Raw genomic sequence first — 18,570 nt, forward strand, 5'->3', positions numbered from 1 at the left:
CGTCAGCTACGCGATGGCCCGCCCGAACCGCGCCACGTAGTGCCAGACCCGCTTGACCGACTGTGGGTCATGGTCGCCCGACCGTGCGGCGTCGCCCAGAAGATCAGGCGTGAGTACGTCACCCAGCGACCGTGCCAGGTGGACGTACTCCTGACCGCGGTAGCTCGGATCGAGGCCATCGGTGGCGACCCGGAACCCGCGATGCCACTCCACCGCGCAGCCGAGGTCACGAGCCGCCGACTCGACCTTCGTGTCCCGGAAGCACGGGTCGAGCACGACCGCCTCGACGTCCCGCTCGATCACGACGCCACCGTGCACGTGTGCCTCGACGCACTCGTCGAGGTCGTCGAAGCCTGAGGCGTCGGCCATCGCGGACAGCTGCGGCAGCACCTCCGGGCCACCGAAGTCGGTCGGCTCGAGGACCGAGTCGGGGAAGCAGAAGGTGCACCGCTCCAGCACGTCGGGCCGAAGCCGGAGGTAGGCGGACCCGAACCGGATCGCGCCGCCGTACGGATCCTCACGGCGGTTCCACGCTCCGTAGACCGGCCGCTCACCGGCCGGCGCGTCGTCGTAGCGCCCGCCGAACAGCCGGCTCTCCCAGCGCCACCGGTCCCCTCCCCGATGCGCGGTCAGCCCGCCGTTCGACGTGCCGGTCTCGAACTGCGACCGGTACCTCCCGTCGCGTGCCAGCGACTCGATCACCAGCCCGCCGGCGTACGGCCAGTCGGGGTGGAACTGGAGCGTGACGCTCATCGTCGGGCCACGACCGCGCTCACGAACGCTCGCACCAGCGGGTGGACCGGTGCGCCGGCCAGGGCGCCGATGTGGGGCTGGAACATGCTGGTGACGTAGAACGGGTGGTCGGGGAACTCCAGGACCTCCGCACCGGCGTCGTCCGCCGTGGCGCCGACGACGACACCGATCTTCTCCAGCGCGGCGACCGCGTCGGCGGTCGGGGCGTAGTTGCAGAAGTGCATCCCGACGAACGGCTCCGGCTGCCACCCGGCGAACCGGGTGCCGGGGACAGGGGTCACCAGCCGCTCCTCGCCGTAGAGCGAGCAGGCCAGCGCGGCCACGGCGTTGTCGTCTCCGGCACCGTCGGACTCGGCGTGGGTCGCCGCCGATCCGAGCACGTTGCGGGTCCACTCCAACACCGCGTACTGCATCCCTGCGCACACCCCGAGGAACGGGATCTCCCGCTCCCGCACCACGGTGAGAGCGTCGATCACCGCGGCATCGGAGGCGTAGGGCGAGCCGGGAACCAGCCAGACCCCGTCGTAGGCCGTGACGTCGAACCCGGAGTCGGTCGGCACCCACTCCGTCTCGACCCCGAGCTCGACCAGCTGCGGCCGCAGCGCGTTGAGCTCCTGATGACTACGGTGTCCCCGGTCGTCGCCGAGCAATGCGATCATGCGCCGAATCGTCGCAGCCACGCGGGGCTCGATCCAACCGATTACTCCGGCTTGACGCCCAGCCGGTCGAGCTCCTCGTCGATGACCGCGGGGTCCAGCTTCTGGAAGACCGGGGTGGGCTTGGCGACCGGGGTGCCGACGACGATCGGCTGGCGCTGCCAGGCGGGCGCGCCGGAGTAGTCGCCGGTGATGATCGGGTAGGGCTTGCCGGTGTCGAGGTCCTCGACCTCCTCGACGCGGGGCATCGGGGCCACCTCACCCTTGCCGCCGAGGGCCTTGTCGATCTCGTTGGCGGAGAACGGCAGGAACGGGGACAGGATCAGGTTGAGGTCGGCCACGCACTGCGCCATCACGTGCAGCACGGTGCCGAGACGCTCGCGGTCCTCGGGGGCCTTGGCGAGCTTCCACGGCTCGAGGTCGGTGACGTACTTGTTGACCTCGCCGACGGCCCGCATCGCCTCGCCGATCGCCTGCTTCTGCCGGTGGCGGCCGATCAGGTCACCGACCGTGGCGAACGCACCGCCGACGGTGTCCAGGATCGCCTTGTCCGCCTCGGTCAGGGTGCCGGCGGGCGGCAGCTCGCCGAAGTTCTTCGCGATCAGGGTGGCGGTGCGGTTGACCAGGTTGCCCCAGCCGGCGACCAGCTCGTCGTTCGTACGCCGCACGAACTCCGCCCAGGTGAAGTCGGAGTCGTTCGACTCGGGGCCGGCGGCGGCCACGAAGTAGCGGAACGCGTCGGGCTGGTAGCGCGAGAGGAGGTCGCGCACGTAGATCACGATCTTCTTCGAGGAGGAGAACTTCTTGCCCTCCATCGTCAGGTATTCGCTGGAGACGACCTCGGTGGGCAGGTTGAGGGTCTCGTAAGCCCCCGGCTGACCGCCCTTCGACCCCTGACCGTTGTAGGCGAGCAGCTCGGCCGGCCAGATCTGGGAGTGGAAGACGATGTTGTCCTTGCCCATGAAGTAGTAGGACAGCGCCTCCGGGTCGTTCCACCAGTCCCGCCACGCCTCGGGGTTGCCGGAGCGTCGGGCCCACTCGATCGAGGCGGACAGGTAGCCGATGACGGCGTCGAACCAGACGTACATCCGCTTGGTCGGGTTGTCGCGCCAGCCGTCGAGCGGCACCTTGATGCCCCAGTCGATGTCGCGCGTCATCGCGCGCGGGCGGATCTCCTTGAGGATGTTCTGACTGAACCGGATGACGTTGGGACGCCACAGGCCGGTCTGCTCGCGATCGTCGAGGAACGCGTGCAGCGCATCGGCCAGCGCAGGCAGATCGAGGAAGAAGTGCTGGGTCTCGATGAACTCGGGGGTCTCGCCGTTGATCTTGGAGACCGGGTTGATCAGCTGGTCCGGGTCGAGCTGGTTGCCGCAGTTGTCGCACTGGTCACCGCGGGCCCCGTCATACCCGCAGATCGGGCAGGTGCCCTCGATGTAGCGGTCCGGCAGCGTCCGGCCGGTCGACGGCGAGATCGCGCCCTTGGAGGTCTGCTCGACGAAGTAGCCGTTGTTGTAGACCCCGAGGAACAGCTCCTGCACCACCGAGTGGTGGTTGGCCGAGGTGGTGCGGGTGTAGAGGTCGTACGTCAGACCGAGCGAGGTCAGGTCCTCGACGATGATCCGGTGGTTCTTGTCGACGAGCTCCTGGGGCGTCATGCCGGCCTCGTCGGCGGCGATCAGGATCGGGGTGCCGTGCTCGTCGGAGCCGGAGACCATGAGCACGTCGTGGCCCGCCATCCGCATGTACCGACTGAAGACGTCGGAGGGCACGCCGAAACCGGCCACGTGGCCGATGTGGCGCGGGCCGTTGGCGTACGGCCAGGCGACTGCGGACAGAACATTGCTCATGGGCAGCATCCTAGTGAGCAGACGCCAGAGGGTTGATTCGCCGCCGCGTCAGTTGAACATCTGGTCGCGCTGGTAGGCGTACTTCCGGATCCAGGGCAGCCACTTGGCGAGCTGGGCGCCCGGGCAGGAGGTCTCGTTGGTGTGGAAGTGGCCGTCGATGACCCAGACCCGTACCCGCCGGCCGGCCGGGAACCGGTCGCTGCCCTGGGAGACGGTCTCGAGCGTGCCGCGCTCGTCGCGGCCGGCCATGTCGAGCTTCCAGGCCGCCATCCGCTCGGTCTTGATGAGGGCGTCGTCGGAGGGACGTACGTTCTCGAAGTTCCCGATCAGGGCGATGCCCATCGACTGGTGGTTGAAGCCACGCGTGTGCGCGCCCTTGACGAGCCGGTCGATGCCGCCGGAGCGACCCTCCCAGGCACGGCCGTACTTGTCGATGAGGAAGTTGTAGGCGATGTCGAACCACCCCAGTGACCTGGTGTGATAGCTGTAGATGCCGCGGATGATCCCCGGCACGTCGCCCTTGGAGTAGTTGTTGCTCGTGGCGGTGTGGTGGATGTGGACCTGCTTCAGCGAGCTGTTGTACTCCGGGCGGCCGTTGCGCCAGGAGTTGTTGGCGCCCCACTGCGACCGGGTGTAGATCACCGGCTTCGGCGCCCACCGCGGCCGCGACCGGGCGACCCGGCCGTTCACGGAGCTGCCGTCGGAGGCGCTGCCGTAGCCCAGGTCGTCGGACTCCCGCCTCGGCGCCTTGACGTCCTCCTGCGGGCCGGTGTTGATCAGGGTCAGCCGCAGGTCCTCGGGCTGCGCGCCCTCGACCCGCACCTGTACGCCGCTGGCCCGGCCGGTCCACACCGGCTGGGTGCCCCGGCGCTCGACCTTGCCGCGCGCGGCCACGGCCTCCTCGGCACCGTCGGGCAGGTCCTGCTGCAGCGGCAGCGGCTGCCACTCGCGCCACCGGTCCGACTTGCTCACCCGCACCTCGACCTGCGGCGTCTCCGCGCCGGTCCAGGACACCCCGACCATCGAGAACGTCGTCGTGTTCAGCTTCTCGGTCGCGGCCGCGCCGGCGGACCGCTCGGTCAGCCGCGGCGGCAGCTTCACGTCACGAGTCGCGATGCCGTCCTCGAGCCGCGGGAGCTTGATCAGCTTGCTGCCCTCCGCGGCTGCCGGATCCATCGACGACCCGATGGCAGGCACGAGCATCGACGCGCCGAGAACGACAGCGGTCAGGGTCACGGTGATGACGCGGGGGAAGCGGGCCATACCCTTGATTTTGAAGAACCGGCAGCCCGACATGCCGCAAACGCCTGTGTTCGGTGTGTCGTTTGAGGCCGCTGTGACTAGTGCGACGGTGCCGATCTCAGGGGCTCGCCACGAAACGGCACCGGCCGTCCGGCGTACGCCGCCAGGTGCTCGTAGGCATCCGACCCCTCGGGCGCCGAGAGCGCGTTGGCGAAGGCCCGCCCCTTGCGCTCCGGGCCGAGGATGCGGTCCATCGCGACGACGGCTCGCTGGGCGACCGCCTCGTCGAGGCCGTCGGTCGTCCGTCCGAGAGAGACCGCCAGGTCCCAGGTGTGGACCGCGATCTCGGCCGACTGCCAGTCGGGGTCGACCATCACCATGTCGTCGGGGCCGACCTCGCGCCACAGGTTGATCAGCGCGTTGCCCCGGGTGCGCAGCTCCTCGCCGAGGTTGACCGCGTAGTCCTCACGCCCGTCCCATCCGGGAGGCGAGCCCTGGAGCATCGTCACGAAGACCCGCGGCTGGGCGATCATGTGGTTGGCCAGCTTGCGCAGATCCCACTCCGGACACGGCGTCGGCCGGGTCAGGTCGTCCGCCGTGACGGTGTCGAGAAGCTCCGCTGCCTGCGTCAGTGCTCGCTGCAGCGCGAACACTCCCATCTGGTCAACCACACGACCATGGTCTCAGGAGACCTGCCGTCCGGCGAAAGCAGCCAGCCGCTCGTACGCTCCAGCCCCCTCGGGCGCCGTCACCTCGGGGCCGAACGCCCCTGAGCGCATCTCCGGCTTCAGGGTCGCCTGCATGAACTCGAGCCCCACCTCGGCCACCTCCGGGTCGAGCTGCGAGGACGGGACGCCGAGCGCCTGCGCCAGGTCCCAGGAGTGCACGGCGTACTCGGCCACGAGCAGACCGACCGGCACCGACGCGCCACCCTCTCCGCCGCCCGCGCCGGGGCCCTGGTCCCAGGCATGCAGCACGTCGTCGGCACCGACCCTGAACGTCGGCCCCCAGCTCTCGCCGACGTGTGCGGCCGGCGCGCTCCAGTCGGGCTGCCCACCACGAAGCATCGTGACGAAGTTGGTCCCGTCCGCGATCACGTGGTCGGCCAGCGTGCCGACGTCCCACTGCTTGCACGGCGTCGGCCGCGAGACGGTCTCGGCGTGCACCCGGTCGAGCAGGTCGCCGGTCTGGTCCAGCGCCCGCGAGAGAATCCCTGCCTCGTCAGTTGTGGCCATGCAGCCAACGTACGTCTTCGCGTCCAGCCCCGTCACCGCCAAATGCTCGGCTACTGCATGTTCTCGAAGTCGATCTGCTGACGGGGCTTCGGCGCGACGATCTTCGTGGGCTCGTCGAAGCCGCTGAAGGTCAGATCGGCCGCCTCCTTGCCGGTGCTGGACACCTTGACGACGTAATGAGGCTCCTCGGCCTGGACGTAGATCGTGCCCTGCTCGCTGCTGCGGTCCTCGAGCTTGATGACGGGCTGCCCGTCGATCTGGTCCTTCGACTTCTTGATGGTCAGGCCTTGGATGGTGCTGGGGACCAGGAACTCGAGGAACTCCTCGGAGAGCTCGTCCCAGTCGCAAAAACTGGTGAGGTCGCCGAGGTCTTCACCACCGGCGACCCACTTCTTCCCGACCATCGCGAGAACCGCGTCGGCATCGCTACCGGCGTTGGTCTTCCAGAACTTCCGGTCGGCCTTGAACCAGGCCTTGCCGCCGACGACGAGCAGGGTCATCTCCCCGTCGGGCGTACCGATGGTGCCGGTGCAGTCGCCCGCCGTCGAGACGGTCATGTCGATGCTCATCTCGTCGCCGTCGTCGAGGCCGGTCCCCGAGAGGTGGACCGACTCCAGCGAGCTCATCGACGCCTTGGCATCGGCAAGGATCTTCTTAGGGGACTCGTCGGCGTACGACGTGTCCTTACCCGAGGATGCAGTGCCTCCGCAGGCGGTCAAGCCGCCCAGCAGAGCAGCCAGTGACACGGTCAGTGTCATCCGGCGGCGCAATCCGTTCCATGTCATACGCGATGGTCCCACCGCCCCGACCCACCGGCGACCTCATATTCGGCGCCCTCAGCTGAAGTCGAGGTCGTGGACCCGGGCGCGCTTCAGCTCGTAGACGTAGGGGTAGGCGGTGATCAGCTGGAACCCGTCCCAGAGCTTCCCGGCCTCCTCGCCCTTGGGCGCCTTGGAGATGACCGGGCCGAAGAAGGCCGAGCCGTTCATCGCGATCGTCGGGGTGCCGACGTCGTTGCCGACCTGGTCCATGCCCTCGTGGTGGGACTTCGCGATGGCCTCGTCGTAGCCGGAGTCGTCCATCGCGTCCGCCAGCTCGACGGGCAGCCCCACCGAGGCCAGCGCCTCCTCGATCAGGACCCGGTCGAAGTCGCGACCCTCGACGTGGCGGCGGGTGCCGAGCGCGGTGTAGATCTCGGCCAGCTTCTCCTGCCCGTACTCGTTCTGCACCGCCATGCAGACCCGCACCGGGCCCCACGCGGTGGAGAGGAAGTCGCGGTACTCCTGCGGGATGTCCTTGTCCTGGTTGAGGTACGCCAGGCTCATGATGTGCCACGTCACCTCGACGTCGCGCACCTTCTCCACCTCGAGGATCCAGCGCGAGGTGATCCAGGCGAACGGACAGGCAGGGTCGAACCAGAAGTCGGCGGCGGTCTTCTCAGCGGTTTCGGACGGCGCAGCGGGAGTGGTCTGTGTCATATAGACACCGAACCACTCCCGCCACGGATCTGTTCCTGCCGTCAGCTGACGGTGGTGAAGTCACCCCCACTGGCCCAGTAGGCGACCTCGTCGCCGCTGTAGGCGGCGGTGACGGCGTACTCGCCCTCGGGGAGCTTGACGAACGTGACCCCTGCCGCCCCGCCGCTGAGCGTCTTGGTGACCGTACGTCCCCCGTTGGTCGTGATCTTGACCGTCCCGGTCGGCTGGTAGCCCGGCGCGGTGACCTCGACGGCCACCTCCGCCTGACCGGAGCCGCCGGTCGCGGTGACCTCGACGCTCGGCTTCACGCGCACCCGGCCGCTCGGGCCGTACGTCTCGGTGAGCGTCTCGCCGTTGCGGGAACGGGCGACCACGGTGACGCTGAGCCGGTGACCGACGTCGGAGGCCGTCGGGTAGTACTTGTGGCTCGTCGCACCGTCGATCGGCGTGCCCTCACGCGTCCACTGGTAGGAGAGGTCGACCTCCTCGCTGTAGCTGCCCGGGTCGACCTGCATCAGGCCGCCGAGACGGGTGCCGCCCTTCACGAAGCCGGCTGCCGTCTGGGCGAGCGTGCCGCCGGGCGGCGGCTCGACCGGCTCCATCGGCTGCTGCGGGGCCTTTCCACCACCGACCAGGGTGTCGGCGAAGGCGTACGACTGCTTCGGACGGTAGCCCTCCTGGACACCGACGACGACCGCGCCGATCCTCTTCCCGGAGGCCGTTGCGGGCACCTTCAGGAAGCGGGACGTGCTGCGGGAGATCAGGGTCTTGTCGGCGTACCACCGGATCTCGCCGATCTTGGCCGACGGCTCGTAGTCCGCTCCGCCGACGGCGACCGTCGAGCCGACCTTCTGGGTGCCGGTGATCTTCGGCTGCGCCAAGACCTTGAACGTGCCCTGCTTGATCGGTGGCAGAATCTCGCTCATCGTCTTGGCCTCGCTGTAGTCACGGCGGACGCCGGTGAGCACCGCCGCGATCTGCTTGCCGGCGAGGTAGCCGGGGATGCGGAAGGTCTTGTTGGTCGCACCCGGGATCGGCTTCTTGTCGACGATCCACTGGTAGCGGATCTTGTTCGGGTTCGGGCTCCACGAGCCGGTGTTGACCGTGACCGCCTTGCCGACCTGCGCCGTGCCCTCGATCGTGGGCCGCTTGGTGACCGAGAGCCGCTGGTCGTTGAAGTGGATGAACCCGGTCGGGTAGTTCACCGAGTCCTTGCCGATCCGGCGCCAGCTGATGTCGCTGCCGTAGTTGGACTCCGAGATCGTGATCGAGTTCTCGCCGACCCGCTCGACGATCGCGACGTGCCCGAAGCGACTCGCGCTCGGGTGCGAGGAGTGCCACCAGGCGACCGACCCGACGGTCGGGGTCCGGTTCGTCAGCCTGCTCAGCGCGATGCCCCAGTTGGTCGCGTTGCCCTCGCCCGACCAGGGGCGAGCGTTCGGCAGACCGGTCTGGATGAGCTTGTACGCGACGTAGTTGGTGCAGTTGCGACCGGCGTACATGCGCCAGTACATGCTTCCCCAGGCACTTTCGTAGCCGGCGGTGGAGTAGCCCTTGCTGCGGCAGTCCGAGAAGCCGGAGCAGAGCGTGATGGAGCCCGCGTGCGCCGGTGATGCCAACTTAGGGATGACTTGTACACCGAGGCCGACGAGCAGCAGGACCGCGCCGGTGACCAAGGTCCGGCGCAGCGCCCCGCCAGGCTTCCCCACCCGGCGCGGCTTCTGTGAATACTGGTGTTCCTGTGACTTGAGGGGCACAAGAGCACCCTAGAGAAAGTTGTCAACCATTGATACCGGTGTGTCGGAATTACAACACTGTATTTTTACTTTCCACGCTCAGGGACTCCCAAGAACGGGCAACAAGCGCGATATAAATGTCTCGAATTCCGGGCAGAATGAGAGGATCCAGCCATGCCTGGAACCAATCTGACGCGCGCCGAAGCCACCGCGAGGGCCGCACTTCTTGACGTCCTCTCGTACGACATCGAACTCGACCTCACCACGGGCACCGAGACCTTCGGTTCGACGACGACGATCACCTTCACCTCCACCGAGGCCGGCGCCTCGACCTTCGCCGACCTCGTCGACGCGACCGTCCACGAGATCACGCTCAACGGCGTCGCGCTCGACCCCGCGGTGGCCTACCAGGACTCCAGGATCCAGCTCGACGGCCTCGAGGCCGAGAACGTGCTGGTCGTCAAGGCCGACTGCACCTACTCCCACACCGGCGAGGGCCTGCACCGCTTCGTCGACCCCGCCGACGACCGCGTCTACCTCTACTCCCAGTTCGAGGTCCCCGACGCCCGCCGCGTCTACACCACCTTCGAGCAGCCCGACCTCAAGTCCGTCTTCACCTTCCACGTGACCGCCCCCGAGGGCTGGAAGGTCGTCTCCAACGCCGTCACGCCCGAGCCGAAGCCGCTGGGCGACGGCCGCGCGACCTGGGACTTCGAGCCCACCAAGAAGATGTCCACCTACATCACCGCGCTGATCGCCGGTGAGTACCACGAGGTCCAGGACGTCTACGAGGGCAAGTTCGGCACGATCCCGCTGGGTCACTACTGCCGCCAGTCGCTGGTCCCCTACCTCGACCGCGACGAGGTCGTGAAGATCACCAAGCAGGGCTTCGAGTTCTTCGAGGACGCCTTCGACTTCCCCTACCCCTTCGGGAAGTACGACCAGCTCTACGTGCCGGAGTACAACATGGGCGCGATGGAGAACGCCGGCGCCGTGACCCTGCGCGACGAATACCTGCCGCGCTCCAAGCAGCCGCGCTCCTTCTACGACTTCCGCGCCTCGGTGATCCTGCACGAGATGGCGCACATGTGGTTCGGCGACCTGGTCACCATGAAGTGGTGGGACGACCTCTGGCTCAACGAGTCCTTCGCCGAGTGGGCCTGCTACCACGCCCAGGCCAACGCGACCGAGTTCACCGACGCCTGGACCGGGTTCACCAACGCGCGCAAGCAGACCGGCTACCGCCAGGACCAGCTGCCCACCACGCACCCGATCGCCGCGGACAACTACGACCTGCAGGCCGTCGAGGTCAACTTCGACATGATCACCTACGCCAAGGGCGCCTCGGTCCTGAAGCAGCTCGTGGCGTGGGTCGGCCTGGAGCCGTTCCTGGAGGGCCTGAAGGCCTACTTCAAGGAGTTCGCCTACGGGAACTCCGAGTTCAAGGACCTGCTGCGCCACCTCGAGGCCGCCTCCGGCCGTGAGCTGCAGGGCTGGGCCCAGGAGTGGCTGCAGACCGCCGGCGTCAACACCCTCGCGCCCGAGTTCACGCTCGCCGAGGACGGCTCCTACGCCTCCTTCGCCGTCAAGCAGACCGCCGCTGCGGACTGGCCGACCCTGCGCCGCCACCGCATCGGCCTCGGCCTCTACGACCTGGTCGACGGCGCGCTCGTGCGTCGCGACGCGTTCGAGATCGACGTCACCGGTGAGCTGACCGAGGTCCCGCAGCTGGCCGGGGTCAAGCAGCCCGACCTGCTGCTGCTCAACGAGGGCGACCTGACGTACGCCAAGATCCGGCTCGACGAGCGTTCGCTGGCCACCGCGCTGTCGTCGCTGTCGGCGCTGGACGACTCGCTCTCGCGCGCGCTGATCTGGGGTGCCGCGTGGGACATGACCCGCGACGCCGAGATGCGGGCCAGCGACTTCGTCGAGCTCGTGCTCGCCAACATCGGCCAGGAGACCGACGCCTGGGGCGTCACCCGGATCCCTGTCTTCGCCGCCCAGGCGGTCAACTCGTTCTCGGCCCCGGCCAACCGCGACGCCCTCAAGGCGCGCTGGGAGAGCGGGCTCAAGAGCCTGCTGGACAGCGCCGCGCCGAGCAGCGACCACCAGCTGACCTTCGCCCGGACGTACGCCGCGGCCGCCCGCTCCGAGGCCGCGATCGCCGACCTCCAGGGGCTGCTCTCCGGCGACCTGGCCTACGACGGTCTCGAGATCGACCAGGACCTGCGCTGGGCGCTGGTCACCGGTCTGGCGGCCTCGGGCACCTTCGGTGAGGCCGAGATCGACGCCGAGCTCGAGCGCGACAACACCATCTCCGGCAAGGAGAAGGCCGCCGCCGCCCGCGCCGCGCAGCCCACGGCCGAGGCCAAGGAAGCCGCCTGGGACGCGGTCGTCGTCCGCACCGACGTCGCCAACGAGACCGCCCGCTCGATCGTGCTCTCGTTCCAGCGCAGCGGCCAGGACGAGGTGCTGGCGCCCTACATCGACCGCTACTTCGAGGCCGCCGACACCCTCTGGGACCACCTCGGCACCCACCGCGCCTCGACGGTGCTGGAGTTCATCTTCCCGAAGCCCGCCGCCTCCCCCGAGCTCCTGGAGAAGGCCGACAAGTGGCTCGAGACCTCTCCCGCCGAGCCCGCCGCCAAGCGGTTCGTCCGCGAGGGACGTGACGAGGTCGCCCGCGCCCTCGCCGCTCAGGAGCGCGACGCGCAGTAGATCGCACACGAAAGGACCCCCAGGCGCAGGTCGCCTGGGGGTCCTTCGCGTCTGCGGCGAAAACCACGAATGGAAGGGATCTCTCCCTTCCACTAACAACTTTATAGCGCAGATAGGGGCTTGCCGCAAGGCCCCCGGATTGGGGCAGAATCTCCTCCTCGAACAGGTAAAGTGCCTGTTCAGACAGGGGATTCAACGTTGCAAGCATTCGATCTCGCGGGCCGTCACGATGCCAAGGCGGACCCGGCACTGATCGCCGATGACGAGCAGCACTTCGCTGCCATCGGGCAGAGTCTCGAGGAGCAGATCTCCGAGCTGAACGAACGGCTGGACGACGTACGCCGCCGGCCGGGTGGGCACGGGCAGGAGGCGATGGACCGCGATCTGGAGGTGCACCGGATCGGCGGGCAGCTGCGGATGCTGCGGAGGTTCAGCCTGGATCTGTGCCTGGGGCGGATCGTCACCGAGTCCGGCAGCACGATCTATATCGGGCGGCTCGGGCTCACCGCCAGCGACGGCCGGCGGCTGCTCGTCGACTGGCGCTCGCCGGCCGCGGAGCCGTTCTTCGCGGCCACGCACGCCGATCCGCGCGGGCTGCTGAGCCGGCGCCGCTACCGCTGGACCAACGGCCGGATCACCGACTACTGGGACGAGGTGTTCACCGCCGAGGGGCTCGAGGGGCACGCCGCGCTCGACGACCAGTCGGCCTTCATCGCGACCCTCGGCAGCAGCCGCTCCCCGCGGATGCGCGACGTCCTGGGCACGATCCAGTCGGACCAGGACGCCATCATCCGGGCCTCGTCCCGGGGCGCGCTGGTCGTCGACGGCGGCCCGGGGACGGGCAAGACCGTGGTGGCGCTGCACCGCACCGCGTACCTCCTCTACTCCGACCCGCGCCTGGGCGAGGGCAAGGGCGGGGTGCTGTTCGTGGGACCGCACGAGCCCTATCTCTCCTACGTCGCCGACGTGCTGCCGAGCCTGGGCGAGGAGGGTGTACGCACCACCACGCTGCGCCGGATGATCCCGGAAGGCGACGCGCTGGCGCCCGAGACGGATCCGGAGGTCGCCCGGCTCAAGGCCGATGCCCGGATGGTCGCCGCGATCGAGCCCGCGGTCGCGCTCTACGAGAAGCCGCCGTCGAAGCCGACCCTCGTCGAGACCCCCTACGGCGACGCGGTGATCAGTGTCAGCGACTGGGCCGAGGCGATCGCCGCCGCGGAGCAGGGTACGCCGCACAACGACGCCCGCGACCAGGTCTGGGACGCGCTGCTGAGGATCGTCACCGACAAGATCCAGGCGAACGCCGGCGACGACCCCGACCGCGACTACGACGCAGACGCCGACCTCGACGACTGGGGCGACCCGGACCCGGAGGAGGACGAGTTCGACGCGTACGGGCTGGTCGACGAGGACGCGGTCGACGCCCTCCGCGCCTCGCTGGAGACCAACGCCGGGCTGCTCGACGTCTTCGGCCAGGTCTGGCCGCGGCTGCGGCCGGCCGACATCGTCGGCGACCTGTGGGAGGTGCCGGCGTTCCTGCGGCTGTGCGCGCCGTGGCTCACGCCCGAGCAGGTGAAGCAGCTGCAGCGGGAGGACCCGCAGGCGTGGACCGAGGCGGACCTGCCGCTGCTCGACGCCGCCCACCGCCGGCTCGGCGATCCCGACGCCTCCCGACGCCGCAGCGCCAAGAAGGCGGCCGCGGCCGCCGACCGCAAGGCGAAGGCCGAGATCGTCTCGGACCTGATCAGCCACGACGACTCCGAGATGAAGGTGATGTCGATGCTGCGCGGCCAGGACGTGCGCACGGCGCTGCTGGACGACTCGGTGCGTGAGCCCGAGGAGCTCGACCCGTACGCGGGGCCGTTCGCGCACATCGTCGTCGACGAGGCCCAGGAGCTGACCGACGCCGAGTGGCAGATGCTGATCAGCCGCTGCCCCTCGCGCAGCTTCACGATCGTCGGCGACCGCGCCCAGGCGCGCCACGGGTTCACCGAGTCGTGGCAGCAACGGCTCGAGCGCGTGGGGCTGGACCGGATCGAGATGGCCGGCCTGAGCATCAACTACCGCACGCCCGAGGAGGTGATGGCCGAGGCCGAGCCGGTCATCCGCGCCGCACTCCCCGACGCCAACGTGCCGACGTCGATCCGTGCCTCCGGCATCCCGGTCGCCCACGGCCCTGTCGCGGACCTCGACACGATCCTGGACACCTGGCTAGCCGAGCACGACGAGGGCATCGCCTGCGTCATCGCGGCAGGTTCGAGCGACCAGAACGAAGGCCGCGTCCGCCGGCTGAGCCCCGAGCACGCCAAGGGGCTCGAGTTCGACCTGGTTGTGCTCATCGACCCCGAGACGTACGGGACCGGGATCGAGGGTGCCGTGGACCGCTACGTCGCGATGACCCGGGCCACCGAGCAGCTGGTGATCCTCACGAGCTGACCCGTGCGCGAATTGCGAAGCAATCGCCAACGACCCAGCGCTGTAGCGCTCCTCGTCTGGACGCAGCGCAGTGAGGAGCGCAGCGACGAACGGAGCGGAGGAAGACGAGGATCAAGCGAAAGCGCTGCGCGAATTGCGAAGCAATCGCAAACAGCTCAGTGCGTCGCGGCGGGGAGGTTGTCGTCGGAGGGCTTGTGAGGCTTCGGCAGCAGCCCCTCGCCGCGGAGCACGCCGGGCAGGAGCACGACGAGCGAGATGACCACCATCAGGATCACCGGGATGAGCAGGATGAGCAGGAGCAGACCGGAGGCGGTCATGTCCTCGGCGATCGGCCAGCCGTTGGGAACCTCGGCGCTGGCGGGGCCGGCGGTAGCAACAGAGGCGACGACGGCGGCGGAGGCGGAGGCGCCGAAGAGGCCGGCGCGGCGCAGGATCTGGTTGCTCACGGGGCAGATACTAACCGGCGTACGTCAGGGTTCTCATCTCTGCCCTCACGTCTGGGACAGCAGAAGTTGCCCGCCGGGGATTGGCAGCCGACCTTGAAGGCGCTGGATACTGGAACCCATGTCCATTCCCCCGAACCCCCCATTGCTCTCGGTCTCCTGGTCGAAGCTCGGCGAATGGGTGATCGGCATCCCGCTGCGCATCCTCGGCCTGATCCTGCTCGCCGTCGTGCTCCGCTGGGTGCTTCACCGGGTGATCGACAAGGTCGTCCACCGTGCCGTGGAGGCACCGGCGCTGGCCGGGAAGATCACCAAGATGCACGAGCCGGGCGAGGAGATCCACGCGAGCTCCCGTCGCAGCCAGCGTGCCCAGGCGATCGGCTCGCTCTTCAAGAGCGTGGTCACCGGCGTCCTGGTCGCGGTCTTCGCCACCATGATCCTGGACCAGCTCGGCATCAACATCGCCCCGATCATCGCCTCGGCCGGGATCGTCGGTCTGGCGCTCGGTTTCGGCGCGCAGTCGTTAGTGCGCGACTACCTGTCCGGCATCTTCATGATCATCGAGGACCAGTACGGCGTCGGTGACAGCATCGAGGTCAACAACATCAGCGGCACCGTCGAGGCGGTGACCCTGCGGATCACCCGGCTGCGCTCGCTCGACGGCACGGTCTGGTACATCCCCAACGGCGAGATCCTCACCGTCGGCAACCACAGCCAGAACTGGGCCCGCGCCGTCATCGACGTCGGCGTCGGCTACAACGAGGACCTCAACAAGGTGCAGCGCGTGCTCCGCGAGGTCTCCCACGACCTGTGGATCGACGAGGACTTCAAGGGCCAGATCATCGAGGAGCCCGAGGTCACCGGCGTCGAGGCGCTCGCCGCCGACGCGATCACCGTGCGGGTGCTGGTCAAGACCCTGCCGCTCAAGCAGTGGGCGATCGCCCGCGAGATGCGCCAGCGGATCAAGGCGCGCCTCGACTACGAGGGCATCGAGATCCCCTTCCCGCAGCGGGTCATCTGGCACCGCGAGGAGAAGAACGCCGCTGCCCAGGAGCAGAAGGCCAACGCCTGACCCCTCCGTTTCGTCGGTCGAGCCGCGAGCGCCAGCGAGCGTGTCGAGACCAACACAGTCCTGTCGAGCCCTGATGGGACCGTGTTGGTCTCGACACCGGCTCGCTGGCGCTCGCCGGGCTCGACCAGCGGTGGATCAGGCGAGGGCGGCGTCGAGGGTGATCGTGGTGCCGGCGAGCGCCTGGCTGACCGGGCAGCCGGCCTTGGCGGCCTCGGCGAGGCTGACAAAGGTCTCGTTGTCGAGGCCCTCGACCACACCGCGGGTGGTGAGCTTGATGCCGGTGATGCCCTTGCCCGGGGTGAACTCGACCTCGGCGCTGGTCTCCAGGCTGGTCGGCGGGGTGCCGTTGTCGGCGAGGCCGTTGGAGAAGGCCATCGAGAAGCAGGACGAATGGGCGGCGGCGATGAGCTCCTCGGGGCTGGTCTTGCCGCTGGGCTCCTGCGAGCGGGCCACCCAGGTGACGTCGTACGTCCCCAGGCCCGAGGAGTCCAGCGTCACCTTGCCGGCGCCCTCGAAGAGCGAGCCCTCCCAGACGGTGGTGGCGGTGCGGGTGGTGGCCATCTTCATCTCCCAAAGATCGAGTGTGTGCGTACGCCCCCGATCCTGCCACGGGCCCGTGGAAGACGCAGCGTGGAAGGCCGCGTGGAACAATGGTTCAAGTGACGTTCTATGAGGAGATCGGCGGGATGGACACCATCCGCACGATCGTGGCCAAGTTCTACGAGGGCGTGGCGACCGACGAGCTGATGCGGCCGATGTATCCCGAGGAGGACCTCGGTCCGGCCCAGGAGCGGCTGACCCTCTTCCTGGCGCAGTACTGGGGCGGCCCGACGACCTACTCCGAGCAGCGCGGCCACCCGCGGCTGCGGATGCGTCACGCCCCCTTCGAGGTCACCTCGGAGGCGCGTGACCGCTGGCTCCAGCACTTCCGCGAGGGCCTCGACGCCGCCGGGCTGACCCCCGAGCAGGACGCGCAGTTCTGGGCGTACGCCGAGCATGCCGCCAACTTCATGATCAACACCCCGAGCTGAGCTGACCCCGGAATGGGCGCTCAGCCCACGTGGACGTGCGGCCGCCGTGACCTGTCCGGCTCAGCGCGGCGGAGCACCTCACGGGTGGTCGGCGCGACCTCGCCGCCCCCGATGAACAGGAACCGCAGCAGGTTGACGACCGGGTTGCCCTCGGTCCACTCGAAGTAGATGTGCGGCACCACGCCGGTGACGTCGCGAATGTGGAGCAGCAGGGCCGCCAGCGCGTTGGGCACGGACGGGGCCTCCAGGCGCAGCACCCGGCGGCGTCCGGTCACCTCGCCGCGTACGGTCAGGGTGCCTTCGAAGTCCGACGGGTCGGTGACGAGCACCTCGACGAAGATGAGGTCGGTCTCGTCGGCCAGGTCGTTGTCGGCCACGATCTGACGAAGCTTGTCCTCGTACTCCTCGGGACCCTCGGTGCCCTCGTGCTCGTTGGCGATCAGCCGGATCTGGCGGCGGGCACACTCGCGCAGGAACGACTCGGCCCTCCTGTCCAGCTCGACGCCGGTCACGCGCAGCTCGAAGGAGCGCATGATCCGGGAGACCAGCGAGACGCCGATGATCGCGGCGATGAAGCAGGCGGCGATCTTGACGCCGTCGGGCCGCTCGATCACGTTGGAGACCGTGGTGTAGGCGAACACGGCCGCGATCAGGCCGAACAGCACCGTCCGGACCCGTTGGCCGGCCTTGCGCGCGGCCAGGGTGACCGCCACCGCGGCCGACAGCATCAGCACGAGCACACCCGTCGCGTACGCCCCGCCCTGGGCATCCACGTCGGCGTCGAAGATCCAGGTGATCAGGAACGCTGCCGCGGAGATGGTCACGACCAGCGGCCGGGTCGCGGCCGCCCACTCCGGTGACATCCCGTAACGCGGCAGGTAGCGCGGGATCAGGTTGAGCAGGCCGGCCATCGCCGAGGCGCCGGCGAACCAGAGGATGAGGATCGTCGAGATGTCGTACGCCGTCCCGAACGCGCTGCCGAGGTAGTCGTGCGCGAGGTAGGCCAGCGCCCGGCCGTTGGCCTCGCCGCCCTCCTCGAACGCCTCGGCGGGGATCAGCAGGGTGGTCACCCAGGAGGAGGCGATCAGGAACACGCTCATCGTCAGGGCGGCCGCGGTGAGCAGCTTCTTGGTGCCCCGGACCCGGCCGGCCGGGTCCTCCTCGGTGTCGCTCGGGTCGCCCTCGACCTGCGGCATCACCGCGACGCCGGTCTCGAAGCCGCTCATCCCGAGGGCGAGCTTGGGGAAGACCAGGAGCGAGACGGCGATCATCGTGGTGACGTTGCCGTGCTCGACGAAGAGCGCGTCGTTCCAGCGGGTGAAGACGCTCGGGTCGCTGAACACGTGCACCAGGCCGACGGCGATCACGATGGCGTTGAGGGTGAGGAAGGTGACCACCAGGCCGACCGCGATCCCGATCGCCTCCTTGAACCCCTTCAGGAAGACCGCGGCCAGGGCGGCCAGCAGCACCAGGGTGATCACCATGTTGTGCCCGTGCCAGGTGGACGGGAAGAGCGGGTTCTCCACCACGTGCGCGGCGCCGTCGGCAGCCGAGAGGGTCATGGTGATGATGAAGTCGGTGGCCGCGAAGCCGAGCAGGGCGAGCACGAACGCCTTGCCGCCCCAGCGGGACAGCAACCGCTCCAGCATCGCGATCGAGCCCTGCCCGTGCGGGCTCTCGGCAGCGACGCGGCGGTAGACGGGCAGCGCGCCGAGCAGCGTCAGCCCGACCAGCACCAGTGTCGCGATCGGCGAGAGCAGCCCGGCGGCGAGGGCCGCGATGCCCGGCTGGTAGCCCAGCGTCGAGAAGTAGTCGACACCGGTCAGGCACATCACCTGCCACCACGGGTGCTTCTTCTCGGGGGTCTCGGCGAGCTCTTCTGCGCCCGAGACGCCGCTCTCGGTGGTCACTGCGGTCACC

The 18,570-nt window shown here is 68.8% G+C and carries 16 protein-coding genes; 4 read left to right on the forward strand and 12 right to left on the reverse strand.

The features are described from left to right. Nucleotides 1–6: 6 nt before the first annotated feature. The 9 genes from HD557_RS21295 to HD557_RS21335 form a co-directional block, all read right to left on the reverse strand. Nucleotides 7–753 carry a DUF3626 domain-containing protein gene (locus tag HD557_RS21295; RefSeq protein ID WP_196875364.1) on the reverse strand — a complete coding sequence of 249 codons (747 nt, stop codon included), beginning with the start codon at nucleotides 751–753 and terminating at the stop codon, nucleotides 7–9. After that, nucleotides 750–1,412, reverse strand: a complete 663-nt coding sequence (locus HD557_RS21300) for a glutamine amidotransferase-related protein (RefSeq protein WP_196875365.1) — start codon at nucleotides 1,410–1,412, stop codon at nucleotides 750–752. The genes HD557_RS21295 and HD557_RS21300 overlap by 4 nt, the downstream gene beginning before the upstream one ends. 41 nt (nucleotides 1,413–1,453) lie before the next feature. Next, nucleotides 1,454–3,259: a methionine--tRNA ligase gene (gene metG / locus HD557_RS21305; RefSeq protein WP_196875366.1), complete on the reverse strand. Its 1,806-nt coding sequence runs from the start codon at nucleotides 3,257–3,259 to the stop codon at nucleotides 1,454–1,456. Between the two features lie 48 nt (nucleotides 3,260–3,307). Beyond that, entirely contained in the window at nucleotides 3,308–4,522 is a 1,215-nt protein-coding gene (locus tag HD557_RS21310) for a peptidoglycan recognition protein family protein (RefSeq protein WP_196875367.1), read from the reverse strand. A gap of 77 nt (nucleotides 4,523–4,599) precedes the next feature. Next, nucleotides 4,600–5,172 carry a maleylpyruvate isomerase family mycothiol-dependent enzyme gene (locus HD557_RS21315; RefSeq protein WP_307785676.1) on the reverse strand — a complete coding sequence of 191 codons (573 nt, stop codon included), beginning with the start codon at nucleotides 5,170–5,172 and terminating at the stop codon, nucleotides 4,600–4,602. Nucleotides 5,173–5,184: 12 nt separating this feature from the next. Beyond that, nucleotides 5,185–5,736 carry a TIGR03086 family metal-binding protein gene (locus HD557_RS21320; RefSeq protein WP_231380397.1) on the reverse strand — a complete coding sequence of 184 codons (552 nt, stop codon included), beginning with the start codon at nucleotides 5,734–5,736 and terminating at the stop codon, nucleotides 5,185–5,187. Between the two features lie 50 nt (nucleotides 5,737–5,786). Then, the gene (locus HD557_RS21325) at nucleotides 5,787–6,494 is read right to left on the reverse strand and encodes a hypothetical protein (protein ID WP_196875369.1); all 708 of its coding nucleotides are present in this window, start codon (nucleotides 6,492–6,494) and stop codon (nucleotides 5,787–5,789) included. A gap of 78 nt (nucleotides 6,495–6,572) precedes the next feature. Beyond that, on the reverse strand, nucleotides 6,573–7,214 hold the full coding sequence (locus tag HD557_RS21330; protein WP_196875370.1) for a mycothiol-dependent nitroreductase Rv2466c family protein: 642 nt from the start codon (nucleotides 7,212–7,214) through the stop codon (nucleotides 6,573–6,575). A 41-nt stretch (nucleotides 7,215–7,255) separates the two neighbouring features. Further along, complete coding sequence (locus tag HD557_RS21335) at nucleotides 7,256–8,923, reverse strand: CHAP domain-containing protein (protein ID WP_196875371.1); 1,668 nt, start codon at nucleotides 8,921–8,923, stop codon at nucleotides 7,256–7,258. 201 nt (nucleotides 8,924–9,124) lie between these two features. Here HD557_RS21335 and pepN point away from each other — a divergent pair, with 201 nt between their 5' ends. Further along, nucleotides 9,125–11,668 (forward strand): aminopeptidase N, encoded by a 2,544-nt coding sequence (gene pepN, locus HD557_RS21340; protein ID WP_196875372.1) that lies wholly within the window; start codon nucleotides 9,125–9,127, stop codon nucleotides 11,666–11,668. A 198-nt stretch (nucleotides 11,669–11,866) separates the two neighbouring features. After that, nucleotides 11,867–14,104, forward strand: coding sequence for an RNA polymerase recycling motor ATPase HelR (helR, locus tag HD557_RS21345; protein WP_196875373.1), 2,238 nt, complete (start codon nucleotides 11,867–11,869; stop codon nucleotides 14,102–14,104). 155 nt (nucleotides 14,105–14,259) lie between these two features. On the opposite strand, the gene HD557_RS21350 is transcribed toward helR, so the two are convergent. Next, the gene (locus HD557_RS21350; RefSeq protein WP_196875374.1) at nucleotides 14,260–14,550 is read right to left on the reverse strand and encodes a hypothetical protein; all 291 of its coding nucleotides are present in this window, start codon (nucleotides 14,548–14,550) and stop codon (nucleotides 14,260–14,262) included. 118 nt (nucleotides 14,551–14,668) lie between these two features. Between HD557_RS21350 and HD557_RS21355 the strand changes: the two genes are divergently transcribed. After that, nucleotides 14,669–15,619, forward strand: a complete 951-nt coding sequence (locus HD557_RS21355; protein WP_196875375.1) for a mechanosensitive ion channel family protein — start codon at nucleotides 14,669–14,671, stop codon at nucleotides 15,617–15,619. Between the two features lie 135 nt (nucleotides 15,620–15,754). On the opposite strand, the gene HD557_RS21360 is transcribed toward HD557_RS21355, so the two are convergent. Beyond that, complete coding sequence (locus HD557_RS21360; protein ID WP_040757269.1) at nucleotides 15,755–16,180, reverse strand: OsmC family peroxiredoxin; 426 nt, start codon at nucleotides 16,178–16,180, stop codon at nucleotides 15,755–15,757. 89 nt (nucleotides 16,181–16,269) lie between these two features. Here HD557_RS21360 and HD557_RS21365 point away from each other — a divergent pair, with 89 nt between their 5' ends. Next, nucleotides 16,270–16,650, forward strand: coding sequence for a globin (locus HD557_RS21365; RefSeq protein WP_008363455.1), 381 nt, complete (start codon nucleotides 16,270–16,272; stop codon nucleotides 16,648–16,650). A gap of 20 nt (nucleotides 16,651–16,670) precedes the next feature. On the opposite strand, the gene HD557_RS21370 is transcribed toward HD557_RS21365, so the two are convergent. Further along, entirely contained in the window at nucleotides 16,671–18,569 is a 1,899-nt protein-coding gene (locus HD557_RS21370; protein ID WP_196875376.1) for an amino acid transporter, read from the reverse strand. Nucleotide 18,570 lies beyond the last annotated feature (1 nt).

Source organism: Nocardioides luteus (genome assembly GCF_015752315.1).
Classification (GTDB): Bacteria; Actinomycetota; Actinomycetes; order Propionibacteriales; family Nocardioidaceae; genus Nocardioides.

Coding starts and splice junctions, on each gene's coding strand:
- HD557_RS21330 (WP_196875370.1), bottom strand. CDS start 7,214: ATGACACAGACCACTCCCGCTGCGCCGTCCGAAACCGCTGAGAAGACC.
- metG (WP_196875366.1), bottom strand. CDS start 3,259: ATGAGCAATGTTCTGTCCGCAGTCGCCTGGCCGTACGCCAACGGCCCG.
- HD557_RS21355 (WP_196875375.1), top strand. CDS start 14,669: ATGTCCATTCCCCCGAACCCCCCATTGCTCTCGGTCTCCTGGTCGAAG.
- HD557_RS21300 (WP_196875365.1), bottom strand. CDS start 1,412: ATGATCGCATTGCTCGGCGACGACCGGGGACACCGTAGTCATCAGGAG.
- HD557_RS21325 (WP_196875369.1), bottom strand. CDS start 6,494: ATGACACTGACCGTGTCACTGGCTGCTCTGCTGGGCGGCTTGACCGCC.
- HD557_RS21295 (WP_196875364.1), bottom strand. CDS start 753: ATGAGCGTCACGCTCCAGTTCCACCCCGACTGGCCGTACGCCGGCGGG.
- HD557_RS21365 (WP_008363455.1), top strand. CDS start 16,270: ATGGTTCAAGTGACGTTCTATGAGGAGATCGGCGGGATGGACACCATC.
- HD557_RS21360 (WP_040757269.1), bottom strand. CDS start 16,180: ATGGCCACCACCCGCACCGCCACCACCGTCTGGGAGGGCTCGCTCTTC.
- pepN (WP_196875372.1), top strand. CDS start 9,125: ATGCCTGGAACCAATCTGACGCGCGCCGAAGCCACCGCGAGGGCCGCA.
- HD557_RS21310 (WP_196875367.1), bottom strand. CDS start 4,522: ATGGCCCGCTTCCCCCGCGTCATCACCGTGACCCTGACCGCTGTCGTT.
- HD557_RS21320 (WP_231380397.1), bottom strand. CDS start 5,736: ATGGCCACAACTGACGAGGCAGGGATTCTCTCGCGGGCGCTGGACCAG.